This window comes from Bifidobacterium rousetti (genome assembly GCF_008698235.1).
Taxonomy (GTDB): Bacteria; Actinomycetota; Actinomycetes; order Actinomycetales; family Bifidobacteriaceae; genus Bifidobacterium; species Bifidobacterium rousetti.
In genome coordinates, this window is sequence record NZ_PEBH01000001.1 from 522,064 (window position 1) to 543,317 (window position 21,254).

Here is a 21,254-nt window from a genome sequence, read left to right on the forward strand (position 1 = left end):
GAGGGGGCTGTCGGCGAAGCCGACTGGGGGAGAGATACCATCTACCGGTACTGACGTCCGCGACGACGGCCGCCGGAGGAGCGCCTTCCGGTCGTCTCCTTCTTCGCGCCCGTCGTCCGCTTCGCGCCATAGCGGGCCTCCATGCGGCGTTCGTGGCGCTTGACCGCCTCGGAACGCTCGTCGGTGATGATGCGGTTCTCGTCATGGCGGTGGATGCGCTTGCCTCCGCGGGACGCCGACGAGGACGCGGAACGCGACGTCGCGCCGTTCGAACGGCGATCCGACTGGCGATCCGACGATTCCTTGGGCAGGTGCGCGAGGGCCTTGGCACGATCGGCCCTGCCGGCCTTGGCCGTTCTGCCGTTCTTCGCACCCTTACGCGGGTTGCCCGCCGGCTGCGTCTCGTCGAGGCTCCAGTCCTTGACGATCGGGGCCTTGACCCCCATGAGCTCCTTGACCTCGTCCGAGGAGTGCGTGACCTTCACCGGCTTGACCGTGATCCCCGCGGCCCTGAGCAGCCGGGAGACCTCGCGGCGCTCGTAGGGCAGCACGAGCGTGACCACGTCGCCGGCGCGGCCGGCGCGCGCGGTGCGGCCGGAACGGTGCGTGAACGACTTCGGATCGGCCGGCGGGTCGACCTGCACGACCAGTTCGACGCCGGAGACGTCGATGCCGCGCGCCGCCACGTCGGTAGCGACCATCACGTTGACGTCGCCCTGCTCGAACGCGGCGAGGTTGCGGTCGCGCTGGTTCTGGTTGAGGTTGCCGTGCAGCTGCGCGGCCGGCACGCCGCTGTTGGTCAGGCTCTTGGCGAGCTTCTTGGCCTGGAACTTGGTGCGGGTGAACAGGATGCGGCGGCCGGTGCCGGAGGCGAGCTGGCGGACCACCTCGAACTTGTCGGCCTTCTCCACCTCGAAGACGTGCTGGGTCATCAGGTCCGGCTCGGCGTTCACGTCGTCGACGCTGTGGGTCTTCGGATCATGCAGGAACTCGCGCACCAGCTCGTCGACGCCATGGTCGAGCGTGGCGGAGAACAGCATGTGCTGCGCGTCGGACGGGATGCGCTTCAGGATGCGGCGCACCTGCGGCAGGAAGCCCATGTCGGCCATCTCGTCGGCCTCGTCGAGGACGACGACCTTGATGTCGGACAGGGTGAGCAGTCGCTGGGTCAGGAGGTCCTCGAGACGGCCCGGGCAGGCGACGACGATGTCGGCGCCGGCCATGAGGTCGCGCACCTGACGGTTCTGCTTGACGCCGCCGTACACGGTGGTGGTGGTCATGCCGGCCATCTGCGCGAGCGGCTGGATGACCTCGTTGATCTGGTTGGCGAGCTCGCGCGTCGGCGCGAGGATGAGCCCGCGCGGATGCGGGTGGAAGCCGCCGGCCTCGCGCTCGTCGAGATGCTCGCGGCGGATCGCCTTGACGTTGCGGCGGTATTCGGCCATCGGCATGCCCGGCTCCCACGCGGCCTCCATGAGGCGCGCGGCCATCGGGATGGAGAAGGCGAGGGTCTTGCCGGAGCCGGTGCGACCGCGGCCGAGGATGTCACGGCCGGCCAGCGAGTCGGGCAGGGTGTCGGCCTGGATGGGGAACGCCTCGCTCTTGCCGTCGGCGGCGAGCACGCGCAGCAGCGGGCCGGGCACGCCGAGCTCGGCGAAGGTGACCGCGTGGTCGCCGTCACCGGCCGACAGGGTCGACCGGACCGACTGAACCGGCTCGACCGACGTGACCTCATGCGAGGAAACTGAAGAATTGGTAATGGGCACGATGGCCTTTCATATGTAGGGGAAAACGCGCGTCACGCGCAAACTCCCCTACATTACCCCGTGCCCGATACTTTGCCGATTCACCGGAGTCGCCCCATGTCGGGCAACCCGGAGGATTCAGCGGTAGTTGCGTTCGATGAGGATGTCGGAGACGGTCAGGTTCGCGTCGTTGACGAGGTTGAACAGGATAACCTCGGCGAGTTCGCCCGCGTCCATGAACGTGTGCTGCTTGTCCTCGGACACATAGTCGTGGCTGTCGCGGTAGAAGTCGGTGTCGATGCCGCCGGGGTACACGCCGACGATCTTGACGCTCGAGCCCTTGTAGGCGGCCTTGAGGCTCTGCGTGTAGCCCTTCTCGCCCCACTTGGCGGCGCAGTAGACGGACTCGTTGGCGTTGCCGCGCGTGGCGGCGGTGCTCATCACGTTCGCGATCTTCAGGTCCGCCTCGCCGTCGGCCCTGAGGGTCTCGACGCTCCACAGGATCATGCCCTTGAGGCCCTTGAGGCAGCGGTCGACGTCGGCGCCCTCGTAGGCGGTGGGGACCTTGAACGAGGGCTGTCCGGCGTTGTTGATCAGCAGGTCGATGTGGCCGAGGCCCGCGATCTCGGCGACGGACGCCTTCACGAACGCCTCGTCGGACACGTCGCCGACGAAGGCGCGGTACGAGTCGGCGCCCAGGGCCTCGGCGAGCGCGGCCTGGCGTTCGGCGTCGAAGTCGACGCCGGCCACGAACCAGCCGCGTTCCGTCAGGCGCACGGCCAGTTCCCGGCCAAGGCCCGAGGCGCTTCCGGTGACGACCGCGATCCTCTTCCCGTTCGTTGTGTGAGCCATGATGATTCCCTGCCTTCCGACGTATCCGTCCGATGGTGTGATTGTCACGGTCAGCGTATCGAACCGGTCAGACGCGTTTCGCCCGGAGGCGCCGAGGACGCGGCCCGGAACCGACGGGTTCACGGCTCAGCCGATCAGCGCCGCGGATGCGGGCATCCACATCGCGAACCAATTCTCCTCGTCGGGGCGGGCGATATGGTCGGCGGTCCAGCGGCGGCATGCGGCGAAGAACCGTTGCATGAGTTCCGCGTACGCCGTCGCGAGACGGGCGGTCGGGGTGACGTTCGGTTGGGTGTGTGCTGCGGTCATGGCGGTCGGTGCTCCTTTGGACATCGGTGAGGATACGGTACGGCCCGTGTATGGATATATGGATATGACAATCCTCCATATGAGCCATCCGTACCGGTTGGTCTATGCACTTCTTCGCTGCAGCCTGAAGCTGTTTACAGGATATGTTCCGGGAAGGCGCGCCACGGTGCTGGAAATGTCGCTTGCGGACGTCGTAATAGTAAAATCGTGCGCAGCAATGATGTCGGCACCGAACTTGGAGGGCGTTGCCCGGTGACTACCCCTCAGGCCGCTTCGCGGCCAGCTCCCCTCACAAGGGGAGCCAAAGGGCAATGGAACCGAAGTCATGGTGTGAAGGAGCGGAGCAAGCATGGGTGTGGTCGAACCGCAGGAGACTCGGCGGCTGTCGCTGCTGTCGGATCTGTCGGAGCGGGTGCCGTATGCGGTGCGTGGGCTGCCGGTGTACGCCCGGTGCGATTCGCTGTCGATCTACGACTACCGGTGCGCGTGCCATTGGCACCGGGATCTGGAGTTCGTGCGTGTGGTCAGCGGCACGATGCACTATTTCGTCAACGGCGCGGTCACGCGGCTCGCAGCGGGCGAGGGATTGGTGGTCAACTCGAGCCGGTTGCACTACGGTTTCTCCCCCGACCGGCAGGAGGCCCGGTTCTCTTGCGCGGTGATCGGCCCGCAGCTCGTCGAGGGGTTTTCGCAGGGCGTGGCCGCACGCTGTGAGCGCGCGTTCGCGCAGGACATGGACGACGCGCTGTTCCTCTCCCCCGATGTGGATTGGCAGCGCAGCGTGCTCATGGATATCGACAGGATCGTCGAACAGCTGCACGGCGACCGGCGTCTGCGCCCGTCGGAGGTGGGCCGGCCGATGGACGACGCGGCCGACCTCGACCCGCTGCCGGCGGCGATGACCGCGATCGGCCTGATCGATCAGGTGCTGGACCGGTTCCGGCCGGCCGCCGCATCCGACTCCGTCATATCCGACGCCGCCGTCTCCGATCCCGTCGTATCGGCGTCGGACGACCAGCGCGACCGCCTCACCGTGCTGCGCATGACCGGACTGATCCAGCGCCGGTTCGCCGAACCGCTGTCACTGGACGACATCGCGGCGGCCGGCAGCGTGGGCCGCAGCCGCTGCTGCGCGTTGTTCCGGCGTTACGTGGGACGCACGCCGAACGAGTATCTCGCCGACCGGCGTCTGGAGGAGGCGAAGCGCCTGCTCGACGGCACGAACGGGTCGGTCGCGGAGATCGCGCGTGCCTGCGGCTTCGCGTCGTCGAGCTACTTCATCAGCGTCTTCCGGCGGCGGACCGGCGTCACCCCGAAAACCTACCGAGAGAGGTAGTTACTGGATGTCGGGGTCGTCCTTGTCGATGGTGCCGGTGGCCTTGCCGATGGCCTTGAGGCCGTGGTAGGCGACGAGGATCACGATCGTGCCGATGGCGATGCCGTTGAACTGGATGCCGTTGAACGCGAACTCGAACTGGCCGATGGCGATGATCATCACGATCGCGGCGACCATGATGTTGAGCGGCTTGTCGAAGTTGACCTTGTTCTCCACCCAGATGCGGATGCCCATCATGCCGATCATGCCGTAGAGCAGCGTGGTGACGCCGCCGAGCACGCCGGCGGGGATCGTGTTGATGATCGCGCCGAACTTCGGGCACAGGCTCAACAGGAGCGCGAAGCCGGCCGCGCACCAGTAGGCGGCGGTCGAATACACCTTGGTGGCGGCCATCACGCCGATGTTCTCGCCGTACGTGGTGGTGCCGGAGCCGCCGCCGAAGCCGGCGATCGCGGTGCCGAGGCCGTCGGCGAACAGGGCGGTGCCCATCTGGCTGTCGTAGTCGCGGCCGGTCATCTGCGCGACGGACTTGACGTGGCCGACGTTCTCGGCGACGAGCACGAGCACGACGGGCAGGAACATCGGCAGGATCGAGAAGTCGACCTGCGGGGTGTGGAACTGCGGCAGGCCCACCCACGCGGCCTTGCCGATCGCGGAGAAGTCGACCTGTCCGCGGGCGCACGCGTAGGCGTAGCCGATGATCACGCCGAGCAGGATGTTGAGGCGTCCCGCCAGGCCGCGGAACAGGACGGCGACGAGCAGCACGGCCACGAGCGTGACGAGCGCGGTGTCGGGGGCGGCCTTGAAGTTGTTCCACACGCTGGGCGCGAGGTTGAAGCCGATGATCGCGACGATGGCGCCGTTGACGACCGGCGGCATGATGATGTCGATCCACTTCGAGCCCGCGTAGTGCACGGCCACGCCGATCAGCGCGAGCAGCAGGCCGGTGACCATGATGCCGAAGCTGGCGACGGCGATGCCCTTGCCCGCGGTCGTCACGGCGGTGATCGGCGCGATGAAGCCGAAGCTGGAGCCGAGGTAGCTCGGCAGCACGTTCCTGTTGATGAGCAGGAACAGCGCGGTCGACAGCGCGGTGAAGAACAGGGTGGTGGACGGGTCGAAGCCCGTGAGGATCGGCACGAGGAACGTGGCGCCGAACATGGCGACGACGTGCTGCGCGCCGATGCCGGCGGTGCGGCCCCACGTCAGGCGCTCATCGGGTTCGACGACCTCGCCGGGGCGCAGCGTCTTGCCGTCCCCGTGCAGATTCCATTGGAAGATGTTGCCTTTGGGCGCGGATGTGCTCATATGCGGCTCTCCTTAGCTTCTCTCGCGCGGGCATGACCTTCAGCCCGCGAATCCGAAGCCATTGTAGCCGCCGGACGGCACGAGGCGGTTTACCTCGCGTTCACCTGCCGCGACTCACCTGCCGCGACGTCACTTGCCGTAGTATTCGCGCAGGTGCGGGTCGACGGCCTGCACCACGTCCACCAGATCGCCGTTGGACAGGTACGGGCGCTTGAACTCACGCCATTCGTTGACCTGCACCTCCCATTTGCCGGTCTCCTCGTTGAGGACGGGCCGGGCGGTCTGCTCCCAGCGCACACGCTTGGACGTGCGGCCGGTCTCCGGGTCGCGCCTCGTGTAGTGCAGGCAGGTGCAGTTGGTGATGGCCCAGTCGGGCGAGTCGGCGCGGTGCAGGAACTCCTCGTCGGACAGGTCCTCGATGGTGAGCATCATCGCGAGCATGAAGTCGCCGTGCGTGACCATGACGACGCTGCCCGCGTCGGACTTGCGCGACAGGGAGGTGAGCACGTTGTGCACGCGGTCCTCGGCCACGTCGGCGATGGACTCGCCCGCCGGCGGACGCCAGTACAGCGGGTCGGTGTTCCTGAACATCCAGTTGCGCGCGTAGTTGGTGCGGAACTCGTCCTTGGTGATCGTGTTGATCTCGCCCCAGGAGCGTTCGCGGATGACGCGGTTCTCCTCCCATTTGGCCTTGGGCAGGGCCATCGTGGCCGCGGTCTCGCGCGTGCGCACGTACGGCGAGACCATGTAGCGGTCGAACAGCTGCTGCTGGCCGACGAGCCAGCGCCCGATGCAGTCGGCCTGCTTGCGCCCCACGGCCGTGAGCCTCCACGACCGGTCGGGCACGGTGACATTGTCCTGCGTGTACAGGGAGTTGTCGCCCCGGTTGCCGGCGTTGACGATGACGTTCGCCTCGGATTCCCCGTGCCGGATCACATACAGATCGAGCGGCATGCTCATGTGGTTGTCCTCGTTTCGGATTGTCTGCTGTTGCTTGCGTGTGTCGTTGCTTGCTTATTGTGCCTGATCTTGCGGATCGCCGGCGGCCGGCGTCCGCCCACCGTCACGCGATGGTGACCGGCGTGCCGTACGGGATCTGGTCGTACAGCCATTTCGCGTCGGCGATGCTGAGCCGCACGCAGCCGTGCGACGCGGGGCGACCGAGCTTCACGGCTTCGTCCTCCAGGTACTGTCCGGCGTTCTCGTTCGTCGGCACCGAATGGAACAGGTAGTCGCCGGTGATGCGCACCCAGTAGTCGGCGCCCATCCGCTCGTCCGGATTGTAGAAATGCTCGCCGCGCACGCCGATCGTGTAGGAGCCGTGCGGCGTGGAGTCGTCCATGCCGGTGCTCGCGATCATCGAGTAGATGGTCGCGCCGTTCGATTTGACGTAGACGCGCTGTTTGGCGAGGCTCACGTCGATGCTCAGATTCTGGTACTTCGACAGGTCCGGCTGGGCGCCGCCCGTCGGGTTCGTCCAGCGCGCGCGGGCGAGGTCGCGGTTGACCGCCGGCACCTTGGCGCGGCTCAACGCCGATCCCCCATCCTTCGCGACGGTCCTCTCGGCGGCCTCCGTCACGACGGCCGATTGCGTCTCGACGCGCACCCTGTCGGCCTCGGCGCTGCGCGACCGCCACACAAGACCCGTCACGCACAGGATCATGGCGAGCACCGCGCATACGATGATCTCGGCCGCCAGCACGACGTCCCTGCGGCTGCGGTGCCTGCCGATGTATTCCGACTCGCGATCCATCATCCGCCCCCTTGAGCCCCGGCCGGGGCATGAAACCCGACACCTCATGATACCGGATTCGCCCGACCCGAAGCCCCGTCGGCCGTAGAATCATCCATAAGGAAAACCCTGTGCTCCACGGCACAGCACGACGGCCCAAAAGGAGGACGGACAATGGCATACGCGGTGGTCACGGGCGCATCGAGCGGCATCGGACGGGAGCTGGCGGCGCTGCTCGCACGCGACGGGCACGACCTGGTCGTCGTCGCCCGCGACGAGACGGCGCTTCGCAGGGTCAAGGCGACGCTGGAGCGCGACTGCGGTATCCGGGTCGAGGTGTTCGCCGCCGACCTCGCCCAGGACGGCGCGCCCGAACGCCTCCACGAGTTCACCCGATCGCAGGGCATGCACGTCGACACGCTCGTCAACAACGCGGGATTCAGCGACTGGACCTGCTACCTCGACGCCGACTGGCGGCGCTCCCGCGCGATGATGCGCCTCAACATGGAGGCGCTCGCCACCCTCACCTACCTGTACGGCCGCGACATGAGCGACGCCGGACACGGGCGCATCCTCAACATCTCGTCGGTCGCCTCGATGATGGCCGGCCCCTACATGGCGATGTACTTCGCGTCGAAGGCGTTCGTGCGCTCGCTGTCCGAGGCGGTCGCCTGCGAGCTCAAAGGCACGGGGGTCACGGTCACCTGCGTGTGCCCCGGACCCACGTCGACCGGGTTCGCGAAGGCCGCGCGCATGTCGGGGCGGAACTTCTTCACGATGACGAAACCGGCCACGGCCCGCGCGCTCGCCCTGTACGCGTACCGGAGGATGAACGCGGGCGCCGTGCTCGCCTACCACGGTCTGTTCACGAAGTCGGGCGCGTTCGCCGAACGGGTGCTGCCGCGCGCGCTGACGCGCAGGATCGCCGGGTTCATGAACGGCGGAAGGCCGCAGGTTTAGGGGGCAAAGGCGGATTAGAAGACGAGGAACGAGACGGCGGTCAGGGTGAACAGGCTCGCCACGGTGGTGACGAGGACCATGCCGATCGCGTATTCGGGCTGGTTGTGCTCGCGTTCGGTGAACATCACCATCGTGCTCATCGTCGGCAGGCCGGAGATGAGGGTCATCATGTGCACCATGTCCGGGTTCAGGGGCGCAAGGCCAAGCATCGGCGGCACGAGGGTGAGCAGCGCGTAGAAGCCGACCGGGAACGCGAGCATCTTCGCCGCCACGCCCACATACAGCTCGTACTTCCGCAGCACGCCGGTCCAGTCGCGGATCGCGAACAGGCCGCCCAGATACACCATCGACAGGGGCGAGGCGACGCCGCCGAGCTTCTGCAGCGGGGCGAGCACGACCCCGGGCACCCGCACGTCGGCGAGGATCAGCACCACGGCGAGGACGACCGCGATCAGGGCGGGGCTCACGAGCGGGGCGAGACGGTCGAGCCATCCGTGGGCGGGGCGCTCGTCGGCGATCGACTGGCGGTCGTCGACCTTCTTGCACGTCCACACGCCGTACGTCCACAGGAGGAACTGGTCGACGATCGACATGAGCGCGAAGTAGAGCGCGCCCTTGGTCGGGAACAGGGCGATGACGAGCGGCAGGCCGATGAACCCGGCGTTGCCGAACACGAAGCAGCCGCGGAACATGCGCCCGCGCTCGCGTTGCAGACGCAGCGCGTAGGACAGCAGCGTGAACACGGCGATGAGCAGCCCGTACATGACGAGGGTCATCACGATGATCGCGTCGGAGCCGATGAGGTCGTCGCGCGTGGTGCCGGCCACGGCGTTGGAGAACACGAGCAGCGGGATGCCGACCTTGAGGATCAGCGAGCAGATGCCGTTCAGCGCGGCCTCGCCCAGCACCTTGGTCTTGACGCAGATGTAGCCGACCACCATCATGATGGCCATGCCGATCATCTGGTTGAGCACGATGTCGAACTGTTGCACGCGATTCCCCTTTCGGTTTTCAGAACACGAGCTGGACGAGCAGCATGTAGACGACGGTGCCGCCGGCGATGGAGATCAGCATGTTGCGCCGCCACAGGTGCAGGACGACGATCACGAGGCACGCGATCAGCTCGGGCAGACCGTGGTCGCCGGTCAGGATGGGCGTGTTACGCAGCGCGTAGACGACGAGCAGGCCGGTCATCGCGTACGGCAGCACCTTGCCGAAGTATTCGATGACGCGCGGCGGGCGCTTCGATTCGGGGAACACGAGGAACGGCACGAACCGGGTGAGCATCGTGCCGGCCACCACTGCGGCGACCGTGAGGACGCCCTGCAGTACGGTCATGGTCATCGCGCCGACTCCTTCCCGTCCGTCGCGAGGTCGTCGAGCCACGGGCGCAGCGCGACGAACAGGACGATCATCGCGATCAGCGCGGGGATCATGAACCCGTCGGAGCCGAACGCGATCAGGCAGACGAGCGAGACGCCGACGCCGATCAGGGCGCTGATCCTGCCGCGTCGGCCGGTGTCCTGACCCATCCACTGTTCGAGGAAGATCACCAGGAACATGGCGGTGAGGATGAATTCGAGGCCGTCCGTATCGAACGGCAGGTTCGCGCCGATGAGGCCGCCGAGCGTCGCTCCCATCACCCAGTACGACTGGTTGAGCAGGGTGACCCACAGGTAGAGCCATCCGCGGTCCACGCCTTCGGGGACGTGGGCCGAGGAGTTGACGGCGAACGTCTCGTCGCACATGCCGAAGATCAGGAACGGGCGCTTCCAGCCGAGCCCGCGGAACCGGCCCAGCATCGACAGGCCGTAGAACAGGTGGCGCGCGTTGACCATCAGGGCGAGCAGGAACGCGGCGAGGGGGTTGAACGCGGACAGGAGCAGGTTCACGGTGACGAACTCCATCGAACCGGCGAAGATGAACGCGCTCATGCACATGGGCCATACGAACGAGAAGCCCTTGGCGCCCATGAGCATGCCGTACGAACAGCCGAGGAACAGGAAGCCCAGCGCGATCGGCACGGTCAGCGGGAACGCCGCCCTGAACGCCCCCAACGCCCTGGTCCGTACGCCTCCGCGCACATCCTCATGCAAGTCCCCGTGCACGTCACCGCGTACGCCGCGCGCCATGCCACGCTCCGCCATGCTCCCGTCCCTTTGCTATCGCCGCGACCGGCGGTCCCTGTGGATCACCGGATTACCCGTGGCAATATAGCACCGGTCGCCCACATCACGCGGCGTCGCTTCCAACCCCGGCGTCGGCGTCGGCATCGGTCCCGGCGTCGGTCCATCGCGCCCTGAGCAGGAACGCGGCGGCTTTGGGCTGGCGGTCGCGGGTGAACGCGCCCTTCCTGTTGCCGTCGACGCGCATGATGCCCTCGCCGGTCTGGAAGTCGCACAGGTTCCACATCTGCTCGCCGACGACCGCCGGATAGGCGTCGAACACCTCGTGCTGCATCCTGAGGTACTCGCACTGGTATTCCTCGCTCCACTGCACGCTGGGCAGCTTGTGGACGCCCGCGGCGGTGTCCGCGCCATACTCGGTGAACACGAACGGCTTGTCCGGTTCGAGTTCCATCCACCGGTCCATTTCGGCCGTGAACGCGGCCTTCGCGCCGGCCAGCTGGTAGCCGCCCTGCACGTACCAGCCGTAGTAGCGGTTGAGGCAGATCACGTCGGCGAACCCGTGGCACCGGTCGCGCCCGGCGGCGGCCATCATGAGGTTCGTGTAGGTCAATGGCCTGCGCTGCGGGTCGAGCGTGCGCGCGTGGTCGAAGATCGCATGGAAGTACGGCACGGCCGACTCGGACGCGGAGTCGGGCTCATTCATGAGGCTCCACATGATCACGCTCGGATGGTTGCGGTCGCGCGTGAACAGTTCGTCGAGCGCGGCCTTGTGCACCTCGAGCGTGCGGGTCATGACCTCCGGGTCGTCGAAGAACCCGCGACCGCGGTCCGCGTCGTCGTCGTTGGCCGCGTCGAGGAAGTTCATGAGGCTTTTCATGAAGCCGACGGCCGCGACCTCATCGATGACGAGGAAGCCCTCCCGGTCCGCCAGCCGCAGCTCCTCCTCGGAGTACGGGTAGTGGGAGGTGCGGAACGAGTTCGCGCCGCACCATTTCATGAGTTCGAAGTCGCGCTTGACGACGGCGAGGTTCTCGCCGCGGCCGTTGATGGCGCTGTCCTCGTGGCGTCCGAAGCCCTTCAGGTACACGGGCCGCCCGTTGACGAGGATCTCGCGCCCCCTGACCTCGACGGCGCGGATGCCGATCTCGTCGCGGTATTCGTCGATGATCTCACCGCTCTCGCCGTCGAGGATCGTGAACTCGATGCGGTACAGGTGGGCGTCGCGCACGTTCCACAGCCGCGCGTGGGCGACGGCGAGCGCGCCTTCGGCCCCTTCCGCGCTCGCGGCGACGTTGCCGGCCTCGTCGATCAGTCTGACGCGGATCGTGTCTCCGGACTTCAGGCCCTTGGTCCCGACGGACCCGACCGCGACCGTGTAGCGGACGATGGCGGAGCCGTCCTTGCGGATCTCGTACGTGGTCGTGTACCCTCTGACCGCCTCGTGGGGCACGGCGACGAGCCGCACCGGGCGTTGCAGGCCGGCGTAGTTGAAGAAGTCGAAGTACGGTCCGGACACCTTCGTGCCGTCGGGCAGCGTGCCCGTGGTGCCGGCGGGCAGGCTCGCGTGGCTCAGTTCGTTGTTGAGCTGCACGACGAGGCGGTTGGGTTCGTTCCAGCGCACCGCGTCGTTCACGCGCACGGCGAACGGCGTGAAGCCGCCCTCGTGCGAGCCGACCCTCACGCCGTTGACGAAGACGTCGGCGCGGTGCGTGGCGGCGTCGAATCGCACGAACAGGTCCTTGTCGCGCCATTCGCCGGGCGCGGTGAACTCGGTCTCGTACCAGAAGTCGCCGGTGTATTCGCGTGTCCGCTTGTCGGTGAACAGATCGTTGAAGCTGGCGGGCACGGGCACCTGCGTCGCGTCCGGCAGTCCGTTCCCGGGCCAGCCGTCGCGCTCCCCCTCGCCTTCGGGGTCGAGACGGAACCGCCACATCCCGTCGAGGCCCTGTATGCGTCTTGTCGCAGTCACCCGCGGGTACAGCAGCGCGCCGTCGTTCGTATCGTCGTTCGTGCCGTTCGTACCGTTCGTCACCGTTGTCATGGTTTCTTGTCCCCCTGCCGTGCGGGCGCCCCGTGCGCCCGACCGGTTCCGTCATAGCACATGACGCGGGTCGCGCGCCATGGACACCGCCCCGCGGATTGCATGGGGTCGCGCATGCTTTGGATCTATCGGGCTATGGCTATGGGGCGCGCGTTCACGGTCTCAGGGCGACGCGGCGGATGCCCTCCAGGATCGTCTGCGGGTCACGCGGGGTGCCGCCGAGCGCGCGGTGGAGGGTGACGCCCTCGATCATCGCGTCGATGAGCTGCGCGGTGGGCTCGTCGAAGAAGCGTTCGAGCTCCGTGAGCGAGGCGGACATCCACCGGTCGACCAGATCCCGGTAGGCGGGGTCGCGCGCGGCCAGCGTGTAGAACTCGAGGTTGACGGCGAGGTCGCTCTGCGTGGTGAGCAGGTCGCCTTGGACGTGCAGGGCGATGGCCTCGCACGCCTCGTCGGCGCTGTTCGCCGAGCGCATGCGTGCGGCGAACACGTCAATGCTGCGCTGCACGAACTGTTCGAACGCCTGATGCAGCAGGTCGGACATGCCGGCGAAATGGTAGGTCATCGACCCCAACGGCACGTCCGCGGCGGCCGCGACCGCGCGGTGGGACGTGCCGGAGACGCCGCGTTCGGCGATCACGTCGAGGCACGCGTCGATGATGCGCTGGCGGCGGTCCGGGTCGAAACGCCGCTGCGGCCGGGGTCCCTGCGTCATCGGACGTCAGATCCAGTTGTCCGGCTCGACGCCCTGCGGGCCGACGTATTCGCCGTTCGGCACGTAGCGGGGCTCGCCCGCGTCCTCGAGGACCGCGTCGGAGAACATGCTCACGTCGCGTCCGAACGTCCAGTCGCCGTTGACCGTCACCGAGTTGGCGGCGGCGAGCGACGGCACACCGTACGGGAATCGCTCGTCGAAGTCGTGGATGTTCTTGTAGTAGCGAGGGTCGAGGTCGACGTTCGGGAAGATGTAGTTGCCGTCCTCCATCTCGTACGTGTCGGTCAGGTGGAAGCGGTCCGAGCGCATGATGAACAGGTCGTCGGTGGTCTTGACCGGCAGGAAGCGCATGCGGTCCACCTGCACGCAGATCGCGCCGTCGAACAGGCCGATCGCCGCGCCCATCGCGGTCTCCAGCTGGATGACCGGCGTGGAGTCGGGGTCGGTGGGGTCGACGGTCTTGTGGTTGCGGATGACGGGAAGCGGCAGCACGCCGTCGTATTCGGCGAGCTTGGCCTTGAGCGCGTCGACGCGCACCCAGATGGAGTTCGTGTTGAAGTACGGGTGCTTGGAGATGTCCTGCGCGGCCTTCTTGTCTTCGGCGTGGACCTGGCTCATCTCGCGCAGGATGAGACGGCCGGTCTTCCTGTCGCGCACGATGTGGCCGCCCTTGCGGTCGGCGTAGGTGCGGCGCGCGACCTCGACCATGAACGGCGCGCCCGTGTCCTCGAAGTGCTGCGCGAGGGTGCGCGAGGGGCGGGCGCCGAGGTTGTCGGAGTTGGAGATGAACAGGTATTCGAAGCCGTTCTCCTCGAGCTTGTCGAGCAGGCCCGACTCCCAGATCGTGGAGAACAGGTCGCCGTGGCCCGGCGGGCACCATTCGAGGTCCGGGTTCTCGGGGAAGGAGACGGGCGCGCCGGTGGTCGGGTCTATCTTCGGTTCGACGTGCTGGATGATCTCCATCGGGATGTGCTCCTGATGGAAGTGGCGGTTGTGGTGGAGCACCTTCATCGTGTCCTTGGAGGTGCGGAACGAGTTCATCAGGGTCAGCGGCAGTTCGACGCCGAGTCGCGTGCGCGCGGTGAGCACCTGGCCCAAGATGATGTCGATGAAACGCATCTGCTTGGCCTTGTGGCGGCGCACCGGCAGCAGCGACTTCGCGCAGTCGAGGCCCATCGAGGTGCCGAGTCCGCCGTTGAGCTTGAGGAACGCGGTCTTGGCGAACGCGTTCACCGCCTGCTCGTGGTCGATGGTCCGGTAGACGTCATGGAAGCTGGGCACGCCGACGAGGGGCTCCACGTCCGCCTCGCGTATCCAGCTGGACGCCTCCTCGTTGCGCCAGACGTCGTACAGGCGCCTGAACTGGTTGATGGCCATCTCGCTCATGCCATGGTCGCGCATCTTTGCGGCGGACTGGTCGAACACGTCGGACACTCTTGTGCTCCTTTTCACATCGTGCGGCTGTTGCTTTACGCTGATTGTCGAAACTGGTGTCCAGTCTAACGGCAAAGACGTCCGCGCGCTCGTCATGGCGGCCCGCACGGTGTGGAGTGTCGGTGAATGCGGGGCGAGGTCACGCCGTTGCGCGTGGGATAATTCGATGTGGAAGCCACGGATGATTCATGGATGAGATGAATGGAAGGCGAGCGCCGGCGGCCGAAGCCGGCGCGGAAGGCGGGAGGAAGACGCTTATGACTCGACCGAATGTGTCCGGAACCGACGCAGATCTCCGTCCGCTGTTCGGGGATCGCGAACAGCTGCTCGAACGGGCCAAGGGCATCAACGCCTGTTACTGCAGGATCGACGTGCACGACCGCGCCGCCGTCGACACCGCGTGGGAGTCGCTGGACGACTTCCCCCGCAGGTCGAGCGAGGCGAGCGCGCTGTATCTGCCGGTCGAGGCGGCTCGGGCGAGGCTCGGCGCGGACACGGAGGAGATCGCGCAACTCGAGCACCGCCGGTGGAACGCGTTCCACGAGGCCGAGGGCTTCTCCCCCATGGATCGCGCCACGCTTGAGGAGCGATTCCGCTCCGCGTTGGACGGCAAGGCCCTGCGTGCGGTGGGTAAAGACTCAGCACCAACCGCGATCGACCCCGATGATCTCGAGGCGTGCGGCCGGTACGCCCGCAGCGACACCCCCGAGTATGCGCCGTGCGGCCGCCGTCACCTGTGTCTGGTCGGCTGGGACCGATTGGGCGAGGTGAACGAGTGGTACGCCGAGCTCGACCCGCGTCTGCGCAAGCGCGACTTCAAGCAGGCCGACCGCGACGTGACCCGCCTGATCGGTCTGCTCGGCGACGCTTGGCTGGACGAGACGCTCAACCGCGGAGGACTCACCGTCGAACAGCTGGCCGCGATCCCGCCCGAGCCGGTGATGCGCGCGTTCGTCGAGGCTTGCGACAAGGGCGAAGGCACTGTCTCGCACAATTGCACCAAACGTATCAACGTCGTGGGCGCGGCGATTGTCCGTAACGGCAAAGTGCTGTGCGCCCAACGCGGCGAAGGCAAGTCGCTGGCCGGATACTGGGAGTTTCCGGGAGGCAAGATCGAACCGCACGAGACGGCCCGTCAGGCGTTGCACCGTGAGATCGAGGAGGAGCTGCTGTGTGAGGTCGAGGTCGCGGACGAGGTGTGCACCAGCGAATACGCCTATGATTTCGGCGTCGTCCGACTCACCACGTTCATCTGCCATCTGATCGACGGGACTCCGCGTCTGACCGAGCACGCCGACATCCGCTGGGAGACTCCGTCCGATATGCCCTCGCTGGTCTGGGCACCTGTGGACCGTGAGGCCGTCGGCATCATCTCGGCGCTGCGTTTCGATAGGTGACACAGTCATGGGCGGCACGGATATGGACATGCACGAATATGCACGAATTATGAAGGGGCGATCATGAGCGGTTCCCAGAGCCTGAGCCCAAGTCCCGATAATCCGCTCAACCTTACCGGAACCGCTGTCGACACCGGTTCCGGCGGCGAGCGCACCGTGCTCGAGGACATCATCCACGGACTGGTCGACCCGCGTACGCAGTCCTCGGGTGTGTACGCGCCCGCGCTCATCACCAACAGGCCCGATGGCCTGACGATGGATGACGCCCTGCGCGACGAGATCGCGCGCAGCGAATCCTTCGACATCTCGGTCGCCTTCGTGTCGTCCGAGGCGGTGCGCAGCCTGCTGCAGGATTTTCTCGATCATCGCGACGACGCCGGGGAGCCAAGCCGTCTGATCACCTCCACGAAGAACTATTTCAACAGTCCGAAGGATTTCCTCCAACTGCTGCATCTGGGACGACAGACCGGCATCGACGTGCGTGTGTGGGAGGGAACGGCCCGCGACAAGAACGACGACGATGCCGCCGGCCCGTCGGGTGGACAGGGGCAGCCCTTCCATCCCAAAGGATATGTGTTCCGTCGCCGGATGCCCGATGGCCGGACGTACTACAACCTGTATGTCGGCAGTTCGAATCTCACTGCCCTCGCCTTGGGATTGCAGCGCGAATGGAACCTGCGCCTCTCCTCGCTGGCGGACGGCGGTCTGGTGGACCAGTTCCGTCAGGAGATCGACGCGCAGGTCAGCGAGTCGGTGCCGCTCACCGAATCGTGGATCGAACGGTACGAGGAGGACTTCCGGAAGTACGCGCCGCCACGGCGCAAGATCCTCGAAGAGGTCGAGAAGAGGACGATCACGCCGAACGCGATGCAGCGGGAGGCGTTGCGCAACCTGCGGGAACTGCGCGAACAGGGCGAGCACCGCGCGATCATCGTGTCCGCGACCGGCACCGGCAAGACGTTTCTGTCGGCGTTCGACGTGCGCGAATACAAGCCGAAGCGCATGCTGTACATCGCGCAACAGCAGCAGATCCTCACCAGGGCGATGCAGTCCTACCGCAAGGTGCTCGGCTGCGACGAATCGAAGCTGGGCCTGTACTCCGGCACCAGCAAACAGCAGGATCGCAAATACGTGTTCGCGACCATACAGACGATGAGCAAACCGGACGTGCTGGCGCAGTTCGCGTCGGACGAGTTCGACTACATTCTGGTCGATGAGGTGCATCACGCCGGAGCCGACAGCTACCGGCGTCTGATCGAGCATTTCAAGGGCGCCGGTTTCATGCTGGGCATGACCGCGACACCCGAACGCAGCGACGGCGTCAACATCTTCGAACTGTTCGGTCACAACATCGCCTATGAGATCCGCCTGCAGCGGGCGCTGGACGAAGGCATGCTCTGCCCCTTCCACTACTACGGCATCGCCGAGTACCTGGGATCGGCGGATGACCCCGATGCCCCGGATCATGAGGACGCATCCCGACGCATCGACGTGTCCTCCGACACCACCGCCGAGGACGACGCCCAGTTGCAATACGAGATCAGCCAGCTGGCGACCGAGGGGCGCGTCCGCTATATCATCGACAAGCTCGAACAGTACGGCCAATACGGTCTGGCAGTGGCGGGTCTCGTCTTCTGCAGCCGGCAGGAGGAGGCGCGCGAGCTGTCGCGGCTGTTCAACCGGCACATGAACCAGCAGGCCGAACGCCCGTACCGCACCGCCGCCGTGACCAGTACGGACGAGCACGGACGGACCGTGTCCCAGCAGGAACGCGAACAGTATGTCGAACGATTAAAGAACGGCGACCTCGACTACCTGTTCACCGTCGACATGTTCAACGAGGGCATCGATATCCCCGCGGTCAATCAGATCGTCATGCTGCGCAACACCGAGTCGAGCATCGTCTTCACCCAGCAGCTGGGACGAGGACTGCGCAAGTTCCCGCACAAGGACAGCGTCACCGTCATCGACTTCATCGGCAACTACCGCAACAACTACCTGATCCCCGTCGCCCTGTACGGCAACACCGGCGACCGCGACACCGCCCGCAGGAACCTGCAGCGACGGTCGATCGGCCTGTCGTCGATCAGCTTCGACCCGATCGCCAAGGAGCGCATCCTCGACTCGCTCGATACCGCCGACTGGTCCGACATGAAACGGCTCACCGAACAGTACCGGCAGATCCGCTTCGAGCTCGGGCGCATCCCCATGCTCGCGGACGTCTACCGGTACGATTCATCCCTGCCGTCCACAACTCGGCAATGATGCGCCTGCTCGCCGCAGGCCTGGCTTTCCCGTTGGCGTTCCTCGTGTTCAACGGCAGCCCGTGGGTTCTTGTCTGGATGCAGGGGGATCCGGCCGGCAGGGCGGCCGATTACGCGTCGTCCCTCGCGTTCACGTGCCTGCTTTCTCCCGCTGTTGTGTCGCTCGCGTCCAAGGGGCTGCTGGGATAGTAGGTTGTTGATTGCCCCGAGCCCGTCAGACCTTGCCTCACGGTTTGGTCTGACGGGTTTGTTGTATCTCCAGATGGAAGGGATGTTGTGTCATGGGGGTCTCAAGAAGGAAATTCGGGTCGCTGGTTCCGCGCCTCGGCGCGGACGGGCTGGTCAGGTCGTATCTGGCCGAGTACACGTACCACGGTCGCACGGTGCGCCGCACGTTCCGTGACGAGGCGGACGCCTCCTCGTGGCTGTCGGGCGAGCGTCGCGCGGTCGACCTGGACCGTGCGGGCGTGGAACCGTGGGCACCGCCGGACGCGCGGGACGCGATGGGTCCGGACGGGAACGGTTCCGCCAGTGGTGGGGACGTGTTGTTCGTGGATTACGCGGACGCGTGGGCCGCGAACCTGCGGTCCCGTAACGGGGGCGAGTTGCGTGGCTCGTCGCGCCGCCGCGTCCTGTATATCGTGTCCCTGCTGAAGGAAGGGTTCCCGGCCCCGTTGCGCCTGGCGGACCTTGATCCCGGTGTGATCCGTGACTGGTACGAGCATCGTCGCCCGGAAAGCGACTGGTCGTTCCGTGAATGCTGTGTCCGGTTGAACGCGATGCTGCGCGACGCGTCCGACCCCGACCGGGACGGCGGCCCGCTGATCGACCGCAACCCGTACCGGATGCCGGTCCCGCCCAAACCGGACATCGACTCCCATGACGCGCCGCCGATCACCCCGCAGCAGCTCAAAGGCCTGTACGAGGCGTTCCCCGACTACACCCGGTTGAGCGTCCTCCTGGTGTGCTTGGCGGGCGGGATGCGCACCGGCGAGGTGTGCGCGCTGCGGGTCGGCGACATCGACCTGGACGGCGGGACGCTGCGGGTGAGCCATTCCGTGTCCCGCGGGGCCGATGATCGCGGCGAACTGCGGCTCGGCCCCACGAAGACACCGGGCTCGCACCGCACCGTGCCCATCCCCTCCAGCCTGATCCCGCTGATCCGCGCGCACATCGACGCGCATTGCGGCAACGACCCCGACTCGCCCCTGTTCGTCGCCAAACGCGGCAAACGCATCTCGCAACGCACCCTGGATCATCAGATGGACGTGGCACGGAAACAGGTCAGCCGCCCCGATCTCACGTTCCGCATGCTGCGCGCCAGCCACGCGACCATGTACATGGTCGAGGGCGGCACGCTGCGCGAGGCCATGGCGCAGCTCGGCCACCGTTCCGACAAGGTCGCGGTCGAAAGCTACCAGCGGATCGTGCCCGAACACCGGCGCAGCATCGCCGACCGGGTCGCCGACCGGATGCTCGAACCAGACGCCGGACAGGACGATGTCGTGCCGTCCGACGGGTCGGAAAGCTGTCGAATGTTCGACAGCGCGCAGATGGGCCGGCTGCTTGCACTGCTCGTCGACGTGGCCGGCCGTGTCGCCCGCGTCGAGGCGCTGGCCTCGTCCCGGCTGCCGGCACTGCTTGAGACGACCGGCATGGAAAGGAGATGAGGATTGGCGATGACGGATGACAGGTATCTCGCCGGACGGTTCGGCGGCGTCACCGGCTGCGAGGACAACGAGGGCCGGGTCCTCTCGTTCCTCGCCCACTACTCGTACCGGGGCGAATACGTGTGGGCCATGTTCCCGTCCAAAGACAAGGCGGACGCATGGCTGGCCTGTGAACGTCGCAGCATCGAGCTCGACACCACGGGCGAAACCCCGTGGCATCGGCCGGAAGCGTCGTCCACGTGTGACGCGGGCATGCTGTTCGCCGACTACGCGACCCTGTGGGTGCGCGGCCGATGCTCGGACGAGACACACCCCATGCGCGGCAGGTCGATGCTCACCCTGCACGCGCAGCTCACCAACCTCATCAAAGGGTTCCCTCCGCCCCTACGGCTCAAAGACATCGACCGCCGGCAGATCGACGACTGGTACCGGCATCGGCATCCCTCGGGCGGCAACATGTTCCGCAGATGCTGCGAACTGCTCAGGGCCATGCTGCGTGACGCGTCCGACCCCGACCGTGACGGCGGACCATTGATCGACGGCAACCCGTACCGGCTGCCCCTGCCCCGGTTGGACGAGCCGGCCTCCCACTCAGCGCCGCCGGCGACACCGGAACAACTCAAGGGCCTGTACGAGGCGTTCCCCGAATACACCCGGTTGAGCGTCCTGTTGAGCGCGCTCGTCGGCGGCCTGCGCATCTCCGAGGTGTGCGCGCTCAAGGTCGGTGACATCGACCTCGAACGACGCACGCTCACCGTCGGCCGTGCCGCGACCCGCGGCGGCGACGGGTTGGGGCGCGTGCGCGTGGGGCCTACCAAGACCAAGGGGTCGCGTCGGACCGTCACCATCCCGGACCGGATCATCCCGATCATCAGACGGCATCTGGCCGCCCACTGTTCCGACGATCCCGACGCGTTCCTGTTCCCCTCCCGCAACGACAGGACCACGTTCGTGTCCCCGCGCACGTTGACGACTCAGATGCAGACGGCCCGTGTCAAGGTCGGACGCCCGGACCTCACGTTCCACATGCTGCGCGCCAGCCACGCGACCATGTACATGGTCGAGGGCGGCACCTTGCGCGAGGCCATGGACCAGTTGGGGCACACGACCGAACGCGTCGCGATCCGCCACTACCAGCGGATCGTGCCCGACCACCGGCGCGGCATCTCCGACCGGCTGGCCGACATGATGCTCGCCGACCTGCTCGGCACGGGCCCTGTCTCAGGCACGGACCTGCCCGACGAGTTGCGTCGCCTGCTGGACATCGACCCGGCCGAGCCGGTCACGTTCGAACGGCTCGAGGAGATCCTCACCGACATGCGCGACCGTCTCGCCCGACTCGAACGGCTTTTCGCGCAACTC

Annotated in this window: 18 protein-coding genes and 1 pseudogene; 7 read left to right on the forward strand and 12 right to left on the reverse strand. The window is 66.6% G+C overall.

All coding sequences use genetic code 11. The features are described 5' to 3' along the window. Positions 1-41: 41 nt before the first annotated feature. The 3 genes from CSQ85_RS02445 to CSQ85_RS02455 all read right to left on the reverse strand — a co-directional run bounded on the left by CSQ85_RS02445 (position 42) and on the right by CSQ85_RS02455 (position 2,906). On the reverse strand, positions 42-1,691 hold the full coding sequence (locus CSQ85_RS02445) for a DEAD/DEAH box helicase (RefSeq protein WP_150382748.1): 1,650 nt from the start codon (positions 1,689-1,691) through the stop codon (positions 42-44). A 192-nt stretch (positions 1,692-1,883) separates the two neighbouring features. Continuing rightward, entirely contained in the window at positions 1,884-2,597 is a 714-nt protein-coding gene (locus CSQ85_RS02450) for an SDR family oxidoreductase (RefSeq protein ID WP_150382684.1), read from the reverse strand. A 126-nt stretch (positions 2,598-2,723) separates the two neighbouring features. Next, positions 2,724-2,906 carry a hypothetical protein gene (locus CSQ85_RS02455; protein WP_150382685.1) on the reverse strand — a complete coding sequence of 61 codons (183 nt, stop codon included), beginning with the start codon at positions 2,904-2,906 and terminating at the stop codon, positions 2,724-2,726. A gap of 349 nt (positions 2,907-3,255) precedes the next feature. Between CSQ85_RS02455 and CSQ85_RS02460 the strand changes: the two genes are divergently transcribed. After that, positions 3,256-4,242, forward strand: coding sequence for an AraC family transcriptional regulator (locus CSQ85_RS02460; RefSeq protein ID WP_150382686.1), 987 nt, complete (start codon positions 3,256-3,258; stop codon positions 4,240-4,242). Here CSQ85_RS02460 and CSQ85_RS02465 read toward each other — a convergent pair whose 3' ends face one another. The 3 genes from CSQ85_RS02465 to CSQ85_RS02475 all read right to left on the reverse strand — a co-directional run bounded on the left by CSQ85_RS02465 (position 4,243) and on the right by CSQ85_RS02475 (position 7,306). Beyond that, complete coding sequence (locus CSQ85_RS02465; protein ID WP_150382687.1) at positions 4,243-5,550, reverse strand: uracil-xanthine permease family protein; 1,308 nt, start codon at positions 5,548-5,550, stop codon at positions 4,243-4,245. Positions 5,551-5,679: 129 nt separating this feature from the next. Then, complete coding sequence (locus CSQ85_RS02470) at positions 5,680-6,510, reverse strand: histidine phosphatase family protein (RefSeq protein WP_107042518.1); 831 nt, start codon at positions 6,508-6,510, stop codon at positions 5,680-5,682. A gap of 103 nt (positions 6,511-6,613) precedes the next feature. Then, positions 6,614-7,306 (reverse strand): L,D-transpeptidase, encoded by a 693-nt coding sequence (locus CSQ85_RS02475; protein WP_150382688.1) that lies wholly within the window; start codon positions 7,304-7,306, stop codon positions 6,614-6,616. Positions 7,307-7,456: 150 nt separating this feature from the next. Here CSQ85_RS02475 and CSQ85_RS02480 point away from each other — a divergent pair, with 150 nt between their 5' ends. Then, a complete protein-coding gene (locus CSQ85_RS02480; protein WP_150382689.1) occupies positions 7,457-8,242 on the forward strand; it encodes an SDR family NAD(P)-dependent oxidoreductase in 786 nt (261 codons plus the stop codon). A gap of 14 nt (positions 8,243-8,256) precedes the next feature. On the opposite strand, the gene CSQ85_RS02485 is transcribed toward CSQ85_RS02480, so the two are convergent. The 6 genes from CSQ85_RS02485 to CSQ85_RS02510 form a co-directional block, all read right to left on the reverse strand. Then, the gene (locus CSQ85_RS02485) at positions 8,257-9,234 is read right to left on the reverse strand and encodes an AEC family transporter (RefSeq protein ID WP_150382690.1); all 978 of its coding nucleotides are present in this window, start codon (positions 9,232-9,234) and stop codon (positions 8,257-8,259) included. A 19-nt stretch (positions 9,235-9,253) separates the two neighbouring features. Further along, positions 9,254-9,586, reverse strand: coding sequence for a branched-chain amino acid transporter permease (locus tag CSQ85_RS02490; RefSeq protein ID WP_150382691.1), 333 nt, complete (start codon positions 9,584-9,586; stop codon positions 9,254-9,256). Further along, positions 9,583-10,374 (reverse strand): AzlC family ABC transporter permease, encoded by a 792-nt coding sequence (locus tag CSQ85_RS02495; RefSeq protein WP_190972864.1) that lies wholly within the window; start codon positions 10,372-10,374, stop codon positions 9,583-9,585. The genes CSQ85_RS02490 and CSQ85_RS02495 overlap by 4 nt, the downstream gene beginning before the upstream one ends. Positions 10,375-10,474: 100 nt before the next feature. Further along, positions 10,475-12,403 carry a beta-glucuronidase gene (gene uidA, locus CSQ85_RS02500; RefSeq protein ID WP_223846774.1) on the reverse strand — a complete coding sequence of 643 codons (1,929 nt, stop codon included), beginning with the start codon at positions 12,401-12,403 and terminating at the stop codon, positions 10,475-10,477. 163 nt (positions 12,404-12,566) lie between these two features. Continuing rightward, positions 12,567-13,127, reverse strand: a complete 561-nt coding sequence (locus CSQ85_RS02505; RefSeq protein WP_150382694.1) for a TetR/AcrR family transcriptional regulator — start codon at positions 13,125-13,127, stop codon at positions 12,567-12,569. 6 nt (positions 13,128-13,133) lie between these two features. Then, positions 13,134-14,528, reverse strand: a complete 1,395-nt coding sequence (locus CSQ85_RS02510; protein ID WP_223846785.1) for a UTP--glucose-1-phosphate uridylyltransferase — start codon at positions 14,526-14,528, stop codon at positions 13,134-13,136. A 974-nt stretch (positions 14,529-15,502) separates the two neighbouring features. On the opposite strand from CSQ85_RS02510, the gene CSQ85_RS02515 reads away from it, so the two are divergent. From CSQ85_RS02515 to CSQ85_RS02535, 5 genes and pseudogenes are all read left to right on the forward strand, one after another. Further along, on the forward strand, positions 15,503-15,958 hold the full coding sequence (locus CSQ85_RS02515; protein WP_150382749.1) for a (deoxy)nucleoside triphosphate pyrophosphohydrolase: 456 nt from the start codon (positions 15,503-15,505) through the stop codon (positions 15,956-15,958). Positions 15,959-16,021: 63 nt separating this feature from the next. After that, a pseudogene (locus tag CSQ85_RS02520) lies at positions 16,022-18,211 on the forward strand (DEAD/DEAH box helicase family protein); the annotation flags it as partial. A gap of 8 nt (positions 18,212-18,219) precedes the next feature. Then, a complete protein-coding gene (locus CSQ85_RS02525) occupies positions 18,220-18,411 on the forward strand; it encodes a hypothetical protein (protein ID WP_150382697.1) in 192 nt (63 codons plus the stop codon). Positions 18,412-18,503: 92 nt separating this feature from the next. After that, the gene (locus CSQ85_RS02530; RefSeq protein ID WP_150382698.1) at positions 18,504-19,892 is read left to right on the forward strand and encodes a tyrosine-type recombinase/integrase; all 1,389 of its coding nucleotides are present in this window, start codon (positions 18,504-18,506) and stop codon (positions 19,890-19,892) included. A gap of 9 nt (positions 19,893-19,901) precedes the next feature. Continuing rightward, positions 19,902-21,254, forward strand: a 1,353-nt coding sequence (locus tag CSQ85_RS02535) for a tyrosine-type recombinase/integrase (protein ID WP_150382699.1), incomplete at its 3' end; no start/stop codon positions are given.